Source organism: Marinimicrobium koreense (assembly GCF_003762925.1).
GTDB classification, from domain to species: domain Bacteria; phylum Pseudomonadota; class Gammaproteobacteria; order Pseudomonadales; family Cellvibrionaceae; genus Marinimicrobium; species Marinimicrobium koreense.
Genome location: NZ_RJUK01000001.1, coordinates 947,587 through 962,371, shown reverse-complemented (window position 1 = coordinate 962,371; position 14,785 = coordinate 947,587). Strand labels below are relative to the sequence as shown.

At 57.8% G+C, this 14,785-nt stretch carries 11 protein-coding genes and 1 tRNA gene; all 12 read left to right on the top strand.

The features are described 5' to 3' along the window. Positions 1–77: 77 nt before the first annotated feature. Entirely contained in the window at positions 78–407 is a 330-nt protein-coding gene (locus tag EDC38_RS04075) for an MmcQ/YjbR family DNA-binding protein (protein ID WP_246004329.1), read from the top strand. A gap of 27 nt (positions 408–434) precedes the next feature. Next, positions 435–1,049 carry a helix-turn-helix domain-containing protein gene (locus EDC38_RS16475; RefSeq protein WP_123637413.1) on the top strand — a complete coding sequence of 205 codons (615 nt, stop codon included), beginning with the start codon at positions 435–437 and terminating at the stop codon, positions 1,047–1,049. A gap of 11 nt (positions 1,050–1,060) precedes the next feature. After that, on the top strand, positions 1,061–3,235 hold the full coding sequence (gene fadB, locus EDC38_RS04065; RefSeq protein WP_123637412.1) for a fatty acid oxidation complex subunit alpha FadB: 2,175 nt from the start codon (positions 1,061–1,063) through the stop codon (positions 3,233–3,235). Continuing rightward, positions 3,232–4,410: an acetyl-CoA C-acyltransferase FadA gene (gene fadA / locus EDC38_RS04060; RefSeq protein WP_123637411.1), complete on the top strand. Its 1,179-nt coding sequence runs from the start codon at positions 3,232–3,234 to the stop codon at positions 4,408–4,410. Before fadB ends, fadA begins: the two co-directional genes overlap by 4 nt. Before the next feature lie 86 nt (positions 4,411–4,496). Continuing rightward, positions 4,497–5,516 (top strand): TraB/GumN family protein, encoded by a 1,020-nt coding sequence (locus EDC38_RS04055; protein ID WP_170162848.1) that lies wholly within the window; start codon positions 4,497–4,499, stop codon positions 5,514–5,516. Between the two features lie 157 nt (positions 5,517–5,673). Next, positions 5,674–5,758: transfer RNA gene (locus EDC38_RS04050), tRNA-Leu, on the top strand. A 71-nt stretch (positions 5,759–5,829) separates the two neighbouring features. Beyond that, positions 5,830–7,143 carry a trigger factor gene (tig, locus tag EDC38_RS04045; protein ID WP_024460231.1) on the top strand — a complete coding sequence of 438 codons (1,314 nt, stop codon included), beginning with the start codon at positions 5,830–5,832 and terminating at the stop codon, positions 7,141–7,143. 161 nt (positions 7,144–7,304) lie between these two features. Further along, positions 7,305–7,940 (top strand): ATP-dependent Clp endopeptidase proteolytic subunit ClpP, encoded by a 636-nt coding sequence (gene clpP / locus EDC38_RS04040; RefSeq protein WP_123637409.1) that lies wholly within the window; start codon positions 7,305–7,307, stop codon positions 7,938–7,940. A gap of 146 nt (positions 7,941–8,086) precedes the next feature. Beyond that, positions 8,087–9,376 carry an ATP-dependent Clp protease ATP-binding subunit ClpX gene (gene clpX, locus EDC38_RS04035; protein ID WP_123637408.1) on the top strand — a complete coding sequence of 430 codons (1,290 nt, stop codon included), beginning with the start codon at positions 8,087–8,089 and terminating at the stop codon, positions 9,374–9,376. Between the two features lie 167 nt (positions 9,377–9,543). Continuing rightward, the gene (gene lon, locus EDC38_RS04030) at positions 9,544–11,964 is read left to right on the top strand and encodes an endopeptidase La (protein WP_024460228.1); all 2,421 of its coding nucleotides are present in this window, start codon (positions 9,544–9,546) and stop codon (positions 11,962–11,964) included. Between the two features lie 342 nt (positions 11,965–12,306). Next, entirely contained in the window at positions 12,307–12,612 is a 306-nt protein-coding gene (locus tag EDC38_RS04025) for an HU family DNA-binding protein (RefSeq protein ID WP_483466469.1), read from the top strand. Between the two features lie 249 nt (positions 12,613–12,861). Further along, complete coding sequence (locus EDC38_RS04020; protein ID WP_123637407.1) at positions 12,862–14,727, top strand: SurA N-terminal domain-containing protein; 1,866 nt, start codon at positions 12,862–12,864, stop codon at positions 14,725–14,727. Positions 14,728–14,785: the final 58 nt, after the last annotated feature.

Sequence of the window (14,785 nt, the reverse complement as noted above, 5' to 3'; positions counted from 1 at the left end):
CTATGGTTTTGTAAAATTAACCGACTACCTTGTGTGAGGCAAAATCAATGGATTACGAAAGTGCTAAGGCCAGCATATTGGCGAAACCTGAAGCGGTAGAGCTGCAACCGGCAGGACCGGGCGTGGCGTCTTTCAAAGTGTGCCATAAACTGTTTGCGACCCTCGCCGAGGGAGAAGATGGCGTGCCTTACATCAACCTGAAGTGTGAGCCGAATCGGGCCCAGGAACTTCGGGATACCTATCCGGCCATTCAGCCGGGTCATCGTATGAATAAAGTCCACTGGAACAGTGTGATTCTGGATGGCAGTGTGCCCGAGGATCTGATCCTGGAACTGATCGATCACTCCTACGAACGAGTCGTCGAAAACCTTCCGCCGGCCGACCAGCAACGGCTCCTCGGTCGCTGACTGTCACAGTCCGGGCAGGGTGGTAGAGTGAGTCAGACGGATCGTGACCCCGAAGCTATCGCGCTGGGAGAAAGGCTTCGCCTGGTGCGTGAGCTGAACGGGCTGTCCCAGCGCGAATTGGCCCGTCGCGCCGGTGTGACCAACAGCAATATTTCCCTGATCGAACAGGGCCAGATCAGCCCTTCGGTGGGGTCTCTGGCAAAGCTGCTCGACGCCATCCCCCTCTCTCTGGCGCAATTTTTCGCATTGGACACCCGAGCCCCCTTGGGCATCGTCCTGACCCGCGATCAGGTGATTCGCTCAGAACACCCCGAGTCGGGGTTGATGATAGAGCGCTTCCCCCGATCTGACTGTCACTCCCTGTCACTTGAACGTCTGCAGTTTGCCCCCGGCGCAGACACGGGGGCCGAGCCCTGGCAACTGTCCTCAGCGCGATCCGGCTGGTTACTGTCGGGCCGTCTAGAGTTGACTCTGGGGGTTCGCTGCTACACTTTGAACGAGGGCGATGTCTGTCAACTGCCCCAGGGGCAGTGGTTCCGTGTGCGCAATACCGGCTCGGTGCCGGCCATCGCGGTAGTGGCCCGCGGGGCGGATTGTCCAGTGCCGTTGACTCCGACCACACCTTTCGACCACGACCAATAGAGACTGTAGGTATGTATCAGGGACACACATTGAAGCTTGTCATGCTCGATGACGGTATCGCCGAGCTAGTGTTCGATCTGCAAGGTGAGTCGGTCAACAAATTCGGCCGGCAGACCGTTGTTGAATTAGGCGAAGCGCTCGATGCGCTTGCCTCGGCGAAGCCTTCCGAGCTGAAGGGACTGTTGATCAGTAGCGCCAAGCCGGCACTGATGGTCGGTGCGGATATCGGCGAGTTCCAGGGGTTTTTTGCCTCCGGCGAGCAGGCCGTGAAGGACTATCTGGCGAGCAACAACCGCAACTTCAATCGCCTCGAAAATCTCCCGGTCCCCGTGGCGATCGCAATTGACGGCTATGCGCTGGGCGGTGGCCTGGAGCTGTGTCTGGCCTGCGATTATCGGGTAATGACGCCCTCGGCCCGGATCGGGCTTCCCGAAACCCAGTTGGGCATTATCCCGGGGTGGGGTGGCACGGTCCGGTTGCCCCGGCTGGTGGGCGTGGATACCGCAGCTGAGTGGATTGCCAGTGGCCGACAGTGGGATGGCAAAGCCGCGCTGAAAGCCGGTGTGGTGGACGCCGTTGTGGAGAGCGGCAAACTGCGGGAGGCGGGTTTGCATGTCCTGAAAGAATGTCATGAGGGTCGGTTTGACTATGCCGCCCGTCGAGCCGCCAAAACCGCGCCTCTCAAGCACAATCGGATTGAAGCCGCCATGGCGTTTGAAACGGCAAAGGCCGTGGTGGCCGCCCAGGCGGGGCGCCACTACCCAGCGCCAGTGGCGGCCATCGAGGTTATGGAAAAAGCGGCGGGCGAGGGCCGTGAGGCGGCACTGGCAATCGAGGCCGACACCTTTGCCCGCCTGGCGACCACAACCGTGGCCCAGGCTCTGGTGGGTATCTTTATCAATGATCAGTTGTTGGCTCGAAACGCCAAGCGCTGGCAGGCCGAGGACAAACAGGGTGTCTCGCGCGCGGCGGTCCTGGGCGCCGGGATCATGGGCGGCGGCATTGCCTACCAGTCGGCACTCAAGGGGGTGCCGATCAAAATGAAAGACATCGCCCGCAAAGGCTTGGAGCAGGGGCTGGAAGAAGCCAACCGGCTGTTGGTCAAGCGTGTCGAGAAAGGTCGCATGACCGCCAGTGCCATGGGCGAGGCGCTGAACCGGATTGAGCCGACCCTGGGGTACGACGGATTCGACGATGTGGATATGGTGGTCGAAGCGGTCGTGGAAAATACCAAAGTCAAACAGTCGGTGCTCGCCGAAACGGAGCGGGCGGTGGCCGAGTCCACCATCCTGGCCTCGAATACATCGACCATTTCCATCACCACGCTGGCCGAAGCGCTGAGCCGGCCAGAGAATTTCTGTGGGATGCACTTTTTCAATCCCGTGCATGCCATGCCGTTAGTGGAGATCATCCGGGGTGAGAAAACCTCCGATCGGGCCATTGCCCGAACGGTCGCCTATGCCAATCAGTTGGGCAAAAAACCCGTTGTGGTCAATGATTGTCCGGGTTTTCTGGTCAATCGCGTGCTGTTCCCCTATTTCGCGGGTTTCGCGCTACTGGTGCGCGACGGCGTCGATTACGAGCGGATTGATCGGGTCATGGAGCGCTGGGGTTGGCCGATGGGGCCCGCCTATCTGCTGGATGTGGTGGGACTGGATACGGCCATTCACGCCGAGCAGGTGATGGCCGACGCCTATCCGGATCGACTTCAGCGCGATTTCACCTCCTGTACCGAAGTGCTGTTTGACAGCGGGCGGTTGGGGCAGAAGAGCGCGGGCGGTTTTTACGATTACAGTGACGATCGCAAAGGGCGGCCGCAAAAACAGTCGAGCCCCCAGGCCCGGGAGTCTCTGGAGCCGATGGACAATACCGACTTGTCGGATGAAGCCATTGTGGCCCGAATGATGGTGCCGATGGTCACCGAGCTGGTTCGTTGCCTGGATGAGGGGATTGTCGCCTCGCCCGCCGAAGCCGATATGGCCATGGTGTACGGAACCGGCTTCCCTCCCTTTCGTGGCGGAGCGCTGCGCTGGGTCGATGCCGTTGGCCTCGACGCTTTCCGCGCCATGGCGGAACCCTGGGCTGGCCTGACCCCGCTGTACCATCTACCCGATGGGCTTTTGCGCCGAATCGAGAGCGGCGAGCCTTTCTATCCTGTTGTTCCCTCTCAGGGAGGTGCCCAATGACCTTGCATCACCGAGACGCGGTTATTGTCGATTACGCCCGCAGCGCCATGGGGCGGTCCAAAAACGGCTGTTTCCGTTTCAGTCGGGCGGATGACATATCCGCCAGTCTGATCCAGGCGCTCTTGTCCCGCAACCCGGCCCTGGAGCCGGCATCGGTCGATGACTTCATCTGGGGCTGTGTGCTGCAGCGCGAAGAGCAGGCCTTCAATATTGCCCGGAATATCTGGCTGCGGGCCGGTTTGCCTCACTCGGTACCGGCGCAAACCGTCAATCGTCTGTGTGGTTCTTCCATGGCGGCACTGCATACCGCGACCGCCAATATACGCGCCGGCCTGGGGGATGTTTACCTGATTGGTGGGGTAGAGCACTTGGGGCACCTGCCGATGTACGAGGCCATTGATCCGAACCCTCTGTTGGGGCTTTCGGTGGCCAAGGCGGCGGGAAATATGGGCGTTACCGCCGAATACCTGGCGCGCCTTCACGGCATCACCCGCTCGCAGATGGATGAGTTTGGCGCCCGCTCGCATCAGCGGGCGGCGGCCGCCCGGGCGCGTGGAAGCTTTACCCGGGAAATTGTCCCCGTGGCGGGGCACACTGAAGAGGGCTTTCCGATCATGGTGGCGGAAGACGAGACGATTCGTCCGGACACCACCGTGGAGGGGCTGGCGCAGTTGCGCCCGGTGTTCGATCCCAAGAATGGTCAGGTCACGGCTGGCACTTCGTCGCAACTGTCCGACGGCGCCTCGGCCATGGTGGTCATGTCCGCGGAGCGGGCCCAGGCTCTGGGGCTCAAACCGCTGGCCCGCGTGGTGTCCATGGGACTGGCGGGTGTGGACCCTTCCATCATGGGGTACGGGCCGGTTCCTGCCACCCAAAAGGCGCTGGACAGCGCCAATCTGACCATGGAAGACGTGGAGTGCGTGGAGCTCAATGAGGCGTTCGCCGCTCAGGCGCTGCCTGTACTCAAGGATCTTCAGCTACTGGACGATATGGATCAGCGGGTTAATCTCAATGGTGGCGCCATCGCCCTGGGGCACCCGTTTGGTTGCTCCGGCACCCGCATCACCGGCTCTCTGCTCACCGCCATGACGGAGCAGGATATGACCCTGGGCGTGGCCACCATGTGCATCGGTCTGGGGCAGGGGATCAGCACCGTAATTGAGCGAATCAATTGAGCGCCCTCTAAAGGGGTCGATTTTCGTGCAGGTTCTGCTAGACTCCGTCGTCATTGTGACTCTCTGATGACGGCGGAGTGCGTTTGGTGGTCAATAGATTCGGTGCTCTTGCACCCACGAACAGGCTGAGCGGCGCCCGTCCCTTCTTCGAAGGGCTGCGGCGTGCCTTGGCGTCACTATTGCTCCTGTCCGTCGCGACGCTCTGGTCGGGAGCGCTGCAGGCCGAGAGGGCCCGCATTCACGACGCGCTTTCCGAAGTGCGCCCAACGGCTATGGTTGAGGCTCCTTCACGACCTCTCCTGTGGCGGGTTCAGCACCCGGATCAGCCGGAGCCCGTGTACCTTTTCGGAGCGCTGCACTTCGGCGATGACAGCTTTTTTCCTCTCCCCGATAAAGTGCTCGATGCCTACCGCGACTCGGATCTGCTCGCCGTAGAACTCGATGTCTCCCAGGTCGGCCCCGACCGTATGCACGCCACTCTGGCGCGAATGGGGCGCTATCCCTCTGGCGTTCAACTGTCCGAGCGCATCGCGCCGGCACTGTGGGAGCAGTTGAGTCAGGCCAGTCAGCGGTTGGGCCTGCAGACTGAGTCCATTGTGCATCTGCGGCCCTGGTTGGCGGCGCTGCAACTGGTCAATCTGCAGGTGGCCCGCAGCGATTACCGAGCCGGGCAGGGCGTCGACCGCTACTTTCTTGATCTGGCCCGGGGGGACAAGCCGGTAGAGCCTCTTGAAACCCTGGAGCAGCAATTGTCCCTGTTTGCCGGTATGACGGAAGTGGAGCAGAGCGCTTTTCTGGAGCATACTCTGGAGGACCTCGAGGCCACCGGGCCGCAGTTGCGGAGAATGGCGCGGGCCTGGCGGGAAGGGGATCGCTCGGACCTGGAGTCGGTCATCCTCGGGGCGTTTGATCGCGAGGATCATTTCAGTCGCACCCTCTATCAGCGAGTGTTCAAAACCCGCAATGAAGCCATGGCCAGTGCTGTGGAATCCTACCTCTCCGCCCAGCAACGGGTATTTCTGGTGGTCGGGATTGGTCACCTGATTGGTCCCGATGGTCTGGTCGATAACCTCCGCCAGGCGGGTTACCGCATCGAGCAGCTCTGAGCGCGCTTATTGAACCCTTCCGGGGCTTGTGGCACAATCTCCTGCCTTCACGCCGGCCGAAGGGCTGATTTTTGTTAAAAATTCATAAAAATCAGTGGCTTGGCGGTTCTGTGAAGTTTGCCTGTCGCGCCGCAAGCCAGGTGCGTCGGCAGTGAAAGCGGTCGTGGTGGAATTGGTAGACACGCCAGATTTAGGTTCTGGTGCCGAGAGGTGTGAGAGTTCGAGTCTCTCCGACCGCACCAATTTAAGATCATTCATGAGTCACCCTTAACGGCATTGGCCCCCCGATGCGAATAGCGTATAGAGGAAGAGAATGCAGGTTTCCATAGAGACAACGTCCGGTCTGGAACGTCGCCTGACGGTGGGAGTCCCCGCCGCAGAAGTCGATAGCGAAGTGCAGAAGCGCTTGCAGCAGGCTGCCAAGAACATTCGTATCAACGGCTTCCGCAAGGGCAAAGTACCCATGAAAGTGGTCAAGCAGCGCTATGGCGACGGTGTTCGTCAGGAAGTGCTGGGTGATGTCATCAACCGCAGCTTCTATGAAGCCGTGCGTAAAGAAGACGTCAAGCCTGCGGGTCAGCCGTCCATCGAGCCCAAGCAGTTCGAAGAGGGTAAGGACCTGGAGTATGTGGCCACCTTTGAGGTGTACCCCTCCGTTGAGCTGGGCGACTTCTCCAAAATTGAAGTGACTCGCTACAAGGCAGATGTGACGGCAGAAGACGTCGACAATATGATCGATGTGCTGCGTGAGCACCAGGCCAGCTGGAAAGAAGTGGATCGGGCCGCCCAAGACGGCGACCAGGTCAATATCGATTTCGTCGGCACCCGCGATGGTGAAGCCTTCGAGGGTGGCAGTGCGGAAGGACAGAATCTGGTGCTGGGTTCCGGCTCCATGATTCCCGGCTTTGAAGACGGCCTGGTTGGTCTGAAGGCCGGTGACGAGAAAACCCTCGAGCTGACCTTTCCGGAAGACTATCAGGCGGAAGAGCTCCGCGGCGCCGCGGTTGAGTTCAAGGTGACCGTCAACAGCGTTTCCGAGAAAGAGCTGCCCGAGCTGGATAAAGATTTCTACGCCAAGTTCGGCGTCGAGAAGGGCGGTAAGCCTCAGTTCCGCAAGGAAGTGAAGGCCAATATGGCCCGCGAGCTCAAGAACGCCATCAAGGCCAAGACCAAGAACCAGGTCATGGACGCGCTGCTGGAAACCCATAAGCCCGACCTGCCCAAGGCTCTGGTCAGCAGTGAAATCGAAACCCTGCGTCAGCAGATGATGCAGCGCTTCGGTGGTCAGCAGCAGAACTTTGACGTCAAATCTTTGCTCCCGGACACCATGTTCCAGGAAGATGCGGAGCGCCGCGTCGCCCTGGGCTTGGTCGTGGGTGAAATCGTCAAGGAAAACCAGATCAAAGTGGATGCCGATCGCGTCCGTGAAATGGTGGAAGAGCTGGCCTCTACGTACGAGGAGCCCGAGGCGGTCGTCAATTACTACTACGAGAACCGTCAGTTGCTGTCCAGTGTTGAGTCGGCGGCCCTGGAAGACCAGGTGGTGGACTTTATCTTGGATAAAGCCAAAGTGACCGATGAGTCCAGCAGTTACGACGACATCGTTACCCGTCAAAAGCAGCAATAATTGTACAAAATGGCCACAAACTGGACAGTTTGTGGCCATTCTCCCCGCCGAAGTCTCCTTATGCTGGCATATCAGCGTTTCTCAGGTTAAGCTTTCCCTACCATTTTCAGCGGTTCCGTCCAGTCGAGCCGCGGTAGTCAATAGAAGGACATACGGTTTTTATGTCGAACGAATTCTCCAAACAGGTACCTGACGTTATGGCATCCGGCTTGATTCCCATGGTGGTGGAGCAGACCGCCCGTGGAGAGCGCTCCTACGATATCTATTCCCGCCTGCTCAAAGAGCGGGTGATCTTTCTGGTGGGACAGGTCGAAGACTATATGGCGAACCTGGTGGTGGCTCAGCTCCTGTTCCTGGAAGCCGAGAACCCCGACAAGGATATTCACCTCTACATTAACTCTCCCGGTGGCTCGGTGACCGCTGGTATGGCCATTTATGACACCATGCAGTTCATCAAGCCCGATGTCAGCACCATGTGCATCGGCCAGGCGTGCAGCATGGGCGCATTCCTGCTGACCGCCGGCGCGAAGGGCAAGCGGTTCTGTCTGCCCAACTCCCGGGTCATGATCCACCAGCCCAGTGGTGGAGCCCAGGGTCAGGCGTCGGACATCCACATTCAGGCTCGGGAGATTCTGAGTATCCGCGAGCGTCTGAATGAGCTGATGGCCCATCACACCGGTCAGTCGGTGGAGAAGATTGCGCTGGATACCGAGCGGGACAACTTCATGAGTGCCCAGAAGTCGGTCGAATACGGTCTGGTGGACAGCGTGGTCAGCCGCCGCGGAGGCGCTGAATAAGCTGACGCCAGCACGCCCGGGCATCCAAACGGTGCCCGGCGCGTATACTTCATTGAGTCTGGAGGCCGAACAGGCGAATCCAGCTTGAAATTCCGGGTAAAAGGTTGCATCTTTACCCCTATAAGCGTTTAAGACGGAGTGGTTTAATGACCGATCACACCAAAGACAGTGGCGACAAGAACGGCAAACTGCTGTATTGCTCGTTCTGCGGTAAGAGCCAGCACGAAGTGCGCAAGCTGATCGCCGGTCCCTCGGTGTTCATCTGCGACGAGTGTGTCGATCTGTGTAATGACATCATCCGCGAGGAGATTCAGGAAGCGGCGGCCGAAGGCCCCTCTGAACACCTGCCCACGCCGAGTGAAATCTCGTCGATTCTGGATGAGTACGTCATTGGCCAGAAGCGTGCCAAGAAAGTGTTGGCTGTGGCGGTGTACAACCACTACAAGCGTCTGCGGGTTGGCGACAAGGGCAAGGACCCGATCGAGCTCGGCAAGAGTAATATTCTGCTGGTGGGGCCGACCGGTAGTGGTAAAACGCTGCTGGCAGAAACGCTGGCACGCCTTCTCGATGTTCCCTTTACCATTGCGGATGCGACCACGTTGACCGAGGCTGGTTACGTGGGCGAAGACGTCGAAAACATCATCCAGAAGCTGTTGCAGAAATGTGATTACGACGTCGACAAGGCCCAGCAGGGTATTGTCTACATCGATGAAATCGACAAGATTTCCCGCAAGTCAGATAACCCCTCGATCACCCGTGATGTGTCGGGGGAGGGCGTTCAACAGGCGCTGCTCAAATTGATTGAAGGTACGGTGGCTTCCGTACCGCCGCAGGGTGGGCGTAAGCACCCACAGCAGGAGTTCCTGCAGGTTGACACCAAAAATATCCTGTTCATCTGTGGTGGTGCCTTTGCCGGGTTGGACAAGGTGATTCGCGACCGCTCTGAGAAAGGTGGAATCGGTTTTGGAGCGGAAGTCAAAAGCAAGGACGACAAGCGCAAGTTTGGCGAAATCCTGCATCAACTCGAGCCTGAGGATCTGGTTCAGTACGGTCTGATTCCCGAGTTCGTCGGTCGTCTGCCGGTCATTGCCACCCTCGATGAGCTCGACAAAGAGGCGTTGGTTCAGATTCTGACCGAACCCAAGAACTCCCTGACCAAGCAGTACCAGCGACTGTTTGAAATGGAAGGGGTTGACATTGATTTCCGCCGTGACGCGCTTGAGGCGGTGGCCCAGAAAGCCATGGACCGCAAAACCGGTGCTCGAGGGCTGCGCTCCATCATGGAGGCGGTACTGCTGGACACCATGTACAAGATTCCTTCCGAAGAAGGTGTCGTGAAAGTCATTGTCGATGACTCTGTTATTAAAGGCGAGTCGGAACCCCTGCTAGTCTATGAGCAGAGCGAGGCGCCAGCGAAGGTAGCCAAGGGCGACTGAACGCGGTTGCAGTATCGTGGTTAAACCGCAAAGAGCGCCTTATGGGCGCTCTTTGCGGTTTTTTACCGTCAAAAACTTGTAATCCGGCGGGGTAGCCCCCAATCTTTTAGTGTGTCGCTCTTTCGCGACAAGCAGTTTCTGGCCTTCCACTATGAGGACCGACCCAGATGGATCAACAAGACAAGCCCATTCCCACCCAAGTCAGTGATATTCCGCTGTTGCCGCTGCGTGACGTCGTGGTGTATCCCCACATGGTGATTCCCCTTTTCGTGGGCCGTGACAAGTCCATCGAGGCGCTTGAAAGCGCCATGTCCAGCGACAAACAAGTATTACTGGTAGCCCAGAAAAACCCCGGTGACGATGACCCCAAAGCAGAGGACCTGTACGGCGTCGGTACCGTTGCCACAATTCTCCAGCTTTTGAAATTGCCTGACGGCACGGTGAAAGTGCTGGTGGAAGGCGGCGAGCGTGCCGCGATCGAAAATGTCGAAGTCATTGATAAACATTTTCGCGCCAGAGTGAATTTGCTGGAAGAGGAAACCCTGACGGGGCACCAAGCGGATGCCCTGATCAATTCAACCATCAACCAGTTTGAGCAATACGTCACCCTGAGCAAAAAAGTACCCTCGGAAGTGATGACCTCGCTCAGCGGGATTGACGAGCCCGGCCGCCTGGCCGATACCGTGGCGGCGCACATGACCCTCGAGCTGGGGCAGAAGCAGGCCATTCTGGAAATGGTCTCGGTGCGCGAGCGCATCGAACATCTACTGGGGTTGATGGAGGCGGAAATTGATCTGTTTCAGGTCGAGAAAAAAATCCGCGGGCGCGTCAAGCAGCAGATGGAAAAGAGCCAGCGCGAGTATTACCTGAATGAGCAGATGAAAGCCATTCAGAAAGAGCTTGGTGACATGGGAGATGAGGGCAATGAAATCGACGAGCTCGAGAAGAAAATCGAGCAAGTGGGTATGCCCAAGGAGGCTGAGGAAAAAACCCGTGCCGAGCTGAACAAGTTGCGCATGATGTCCCCGATGTCGGCGGAAGCTTCGGTGTTGCGAGCCTATATCGACTGGATGCTGAAGGTACCCTGGAAAAAACGCAGTAAAGTCCGTCACGACTTGCAGCGGGCTGAAGATGTGCTGGAGAAAGACCACTTTGGCCTGGAAGAGGTCAAGGAGCGCATTCTTGAATATCTGGCGGTTCAGAAGCGGGTAAACAAAATCAAAGGCCCGATTCTGTGTCTGGTTGGTCCGCCCGGTGTGGGTAAAACCTCCCTGGGAGAATCCATTGCCCGGGCCACCAATCGCAAATTCATCCGGATGGCGCTAGGTGGGGTGCGAGACGAGGCGGAAATTCGCGGTCACCGCCGCACCTACATCGGCTCTCTGCCCGGCAAGCTGGTACAGAAAATGGCGAAGGTCGGGGTAAAAAATCCGCTCTTCCTGTTGGACGAAGTCGACAAGATGGGGATGGATAACCGGGGTGATCCGGCGTCGGCACTCCTAGAGGTATTGGACCCGGAACAGAACAATCACTTCAACGATCATTACCTGGAAGTGGATTACGATCTGTCGGATGTCATGTTCGTCTGCACCTCCAACTCGATGAACATTCCCGGTCCGCTCCTGGATCGCATGGAGGTTATCCGGATTCCGGGGTACACCGAGGATGAGAAGCTCAACATTGCGCTTCGTTACCTGATCCCGAAGCAGATGAAGACCAATGGCCTCAAAGAAGGCGAGTTGACCATTGCCGATGAAGCCATTCGCGACATCGTCCGGTACTACACTCGCGAAGCCGGGGTACGTGGTCTGGAGCGGGAAATCGCCAAGGTGTGCCGCAAGGTGGTCACCCGCCATGTGAAGGACAAAACCGTGCGCGAAGATGTGGTTGATTCGGCCGTACTGGAAGATTACCTGGGGGTTCGGAAGTTTGACTTCGGTCGGGCTGAAGATAAAAACCAGATCGGCCAAGTGACCGGTCTGGCCTGGACCCAAGTCGGTGGTGAGTTGCTTACGATCGAGTCATCGGCGGTCAAAGGCAAGGGCCGGGTCATCAAGACGGGTTCTCTGGGTGATGTCATGCAGGAATCTATTCAGGCAGCCCTCACCGTGGTTCGTTCGCGTGCCCAGGTGCTGGGGATTGCGCCCGATTATCACGAGAAAATGGATGTTCACATTCACGTTCCGGAAGGGGCGACTCCGAAAGATGGTCCCAGTGCTGGTATTGCGATGTGCACCGCCCTGGTGTCGGTGTTGACCAGTATCCCCGTACGCGCGGATGTGGCGATGACCGGTGAAATTACCTTGCGGGGTGAAGTGCTGAGGATTGGTGGCCTGAAAGAAAAGCTTCTAGCGGCTCATCGTGGAGGTATCAAGACGGTCATTATTCCGCAGGAAAATGAGCGTGATCTGAAAGAAATTCCCGATAACATTAAAGAAGACCTGACCATCAAACCGGTACAGTGGATCGATGATGTGTTACAGATTGCGCTGCAGTCCATGCCCAAGCCGCTGTCTGATGAAGAGTATCAGGCGTTGGAAAAAAAGGCTCAGCAGGATGATTGCGGTAACCGTATCAGCACCCATTGAGGCGAAAGGGAAGTTTCCATTGGTAACAACCGGGCCAGCCTTCGGGCTGGTGTCCGGGTAACAAAATAGGGCGTTGATACCCGGTTCGGGTCAGGTTTGGTTAAATAACGTTCAATCCTTGAAGTAATCGCACAAAGCTAACATTGTCTTCTTGACCCGCCTGACCTCACTTGGTATAAATCGCAGTTCATTCGCCAAGCAGGCGGCACGGGGCGATTTGCTGTCCTGGCCAACTCACCGTTCAGGCCAATGGTGTTAGCCTGAACGGGTACTAACCTGAGCGGGTCATGAGCCGACATTGAATGGTCGGGGATTGATTTTGAACAGTAACCTGCGCCATCGATTTCTGAAGCAAATAATCAAAAGGGGTTAAGTGTGAACAAATCCGAGCTGATTGAAGCCATCGCCGCATCTGCGGATATTCCTAAAGCTGCTGCCGGCCGTGCGCTCGACGCAATGGTTGACAACATTACTGGTGCTCTGCAGAAGGGCGATCAGGTTGTTCTGGTCGGTTTTGGTACCTTCGCTGTGAAAGAGCGTGCCGCGCGCACCGGCCGCAACCCACAGACCGGCGCCGAGATCCAGATCGCCGCTGCCAAGGTGCCCAGTTTTAAAGCGGGTAAGGCACTGAAAGACGCGGTCAACTAAGCGTTTTTGACGCGCCCTGTGCGCGTTTTCGGTGATTGCCGGGAGCATTCATAGTCTGGTTTCAGCGAGTTGAGTAATCGCTCCAGAATCCAGATAGAACTGACCCGGCAGTATGAGGAGGCGCATCCCTAGAGGTGCGCCTTTTCTTTATTCAACCAGATCGACTCGCTCAGTCCCTGGTTTGAGCAAGATGATAAGAAAGCGCGTTGGAATCGATCGTCCCAACGGGTTTATGACTAGGAGCAGACAATGCTGCAGACGATTCGCGACAACTCCAAAGGTGTGGTAGCCGGTATTCTGGTCGGCTTCCTGGTGATTATTTTCGCTTTGTCCGGTGCCGAAGCGCTGTTTTCGGGTTCCAGCCGCTCCGGCGAAGTGGTTTCCGTTGATGGTGAATCCATTACCGAGAATGAGGTGGCTCGGGAAATCTATCGCCAGCGCCAGCAGATTCTCAATCAGTATGGCGACTCCGTTCCTTCCGAATTTGTCAGCGATGAGCGTCTGCGCGAGCCGGCCATTGAGGCGCTGGTCCAGCGCAAAGTCCTGATTCAGCATGCCCGCAAGCAGGGTATGGGGGTCAGTGAAAGCACTCTGGATCAGTTGATTCTGAGTTTCCCGCAGTTCGCGGGTGACAGTGGCCAGTTTGATCCGAATCGCTACCAACAGGTGCTGCGCTCCATGGGCTATACCCCTGCCCAGTACAAGGCCCTGCTGCGTCAGGAACTGCTGCTGAATCAGTTGTCTTCCGGTGTCGCCGCCAGTGGCTTTGTGACTCCAGCCGAGCTGGAGCGGTTTGCTGCATTGAACTTCCAGAGCCGCGATTTCCAGTACGCCACCCTGAGCCGCGATCAGGTCGCGGACCAGGTCGAGGTGACGGACAGTGACATCGAAGCTTTCTATCAGAGTAACCAGAATCAATTCCGTCAGCCCGAGCAGGTGGCCGTCGATTATATTGATCTGAGCGTTGCCAACCTGATGGCGGACATTGAGATTGATGAGCAGACCCTGCGCGACCAGTTCGAGCAGAACCAGGCGGCTCAGGAAGGGCAGGAGGCGGAACGTCGCGTTGCCCATATTCTGTTTGAAGATTCTAGCGACGAGCGGATTGCCGAGGTGGAGGGAGCGCTTGAAGAGGGCGCTTCTTTTGCCGAATTGGCCGAACAATACTCTGAAGATCTCGGGTCCAGCGGGCAGGGCGGAGATCTGGGCTTCGTTTCCGGCGAGGGCCTCCCCGAAGCCTTCATGGCCGCCGTTGACTCACTAGAGGTCGGTGAAGTGTCGGCTCCGGTTGAAACCGAGGCCGGGGTTCATCTGATCAAAGTGACCGAGCAGCGGGGTTCGGAAGTGGCCACGTTTGAAGATGCTCGGGAGCGCATTGCGCAGCAGCTCAAGCGGGTCGAAGCGGAAAATGAATTCGTCACTCTGATGGAGCGTCTGAGTGAGCTATCCTACAACGCTGATAGCCTGCAATCTGTCGCGGATGAGTTGAATCTGCCCCTGGAAAACACCGGTCTGTTTGGACGCAATGGTGGCCCGGGAGTGGCCGGGGAGACCACTGTTGTCGAAGCGGCATTTTCGGAGGAAGTTCTCGAGCGTGAAAACAGCAGTGATCTGATCGAGTTGGCAAACGATCGGGTCGTGGTGATCAAGAAGACCGACTACCAGGAGGCCTACGTCAAGCCCCTGGAGGAAGTGCGCGAACAGATTGCCCGGCAGTTGCGCAATGAGCGGATCCAGTCTTTGCTGGCGGAGCGCGGTGAAGCTCTTCGTGAGGCGGTGGCGTCTGGCGAATCACTCTCCGCGGTGGCGGAAGAGGCCGGGCTTGAAGTTCAGGCGGAGGAAAAGGTTGAGCGTCGCGCAAGCGATCTGGACCGCGCGCTGGTCCAGCATGTGTTTTCACTGCCCAAGCCCTCTGGTGAGCCCGTGGTCAGTGGTGTGTCGATCCGCGATGGCTATGCCGTTGTGGTGTTGACCCAGGCGCAGGATGGCCAGTGGAGCGATCTGAGTGAAGAGGAGCAGCAGTCGCTGCGACGCAACCTGGCGCAGATGCAAGGGCAGCAGGAATACCTTGCGTATCGTGAACAGTTGCGCCAAGACGTCACTGTCGAGCGTTGATGGGCTGACAGTCAAAGGTGGCGGACCCTCTGGTCCGCGAAGCCTCAGGCACAAAAAA

Bases quoted from the DNA above. Each gene is read 5' to 3' on its own strand.
- fadB (WP_123637412.1), top strand. From the start codon at position 1,061: ATGTATCAGGGACACACATTGAAGCTTGTCATGCTCGATGACGGTATC.
- fadA (WP_123637411.1), top strand. From the start codon at position 3,232: ATGACCTTGCATCACCGAGACGCGGTTATTGTCGATTACGCCCGCAGC.
- tig (WP_024460231.1), top strand. From the start codon at position 5,830: ATGCAGGTTTCCATAGAGACAACGTCCGGTCTGGAACGTCGCCTGACG.
- clpP (WP_123637409.1), top strand. From the start codon at position 7,305: ATGTCGAACGAATTCTCCAAACAGGTACCTGACGTTATGGCATCCGGC.
- clpX (WP_123637408.1), top strand. From the start codon at position 8,087: ATGACCGATCACACCAAAGACAGTGGCGACAAGAACGGCAAACTGCTG.
- lon (WP_024460228.1), top strand. From the start codon at position 9,544: ATGGATCAACAAGACAAGCCCATTCCCACCCAAGTCAGTGATATTCCG.
- EDC38_RS04020 (WP_123637407.1), top strand. From the start codon at position 12,862: ATGCTGCAGACGATTCGCGACAACTCCAAAGGTGTGGTAGCCGGTATT.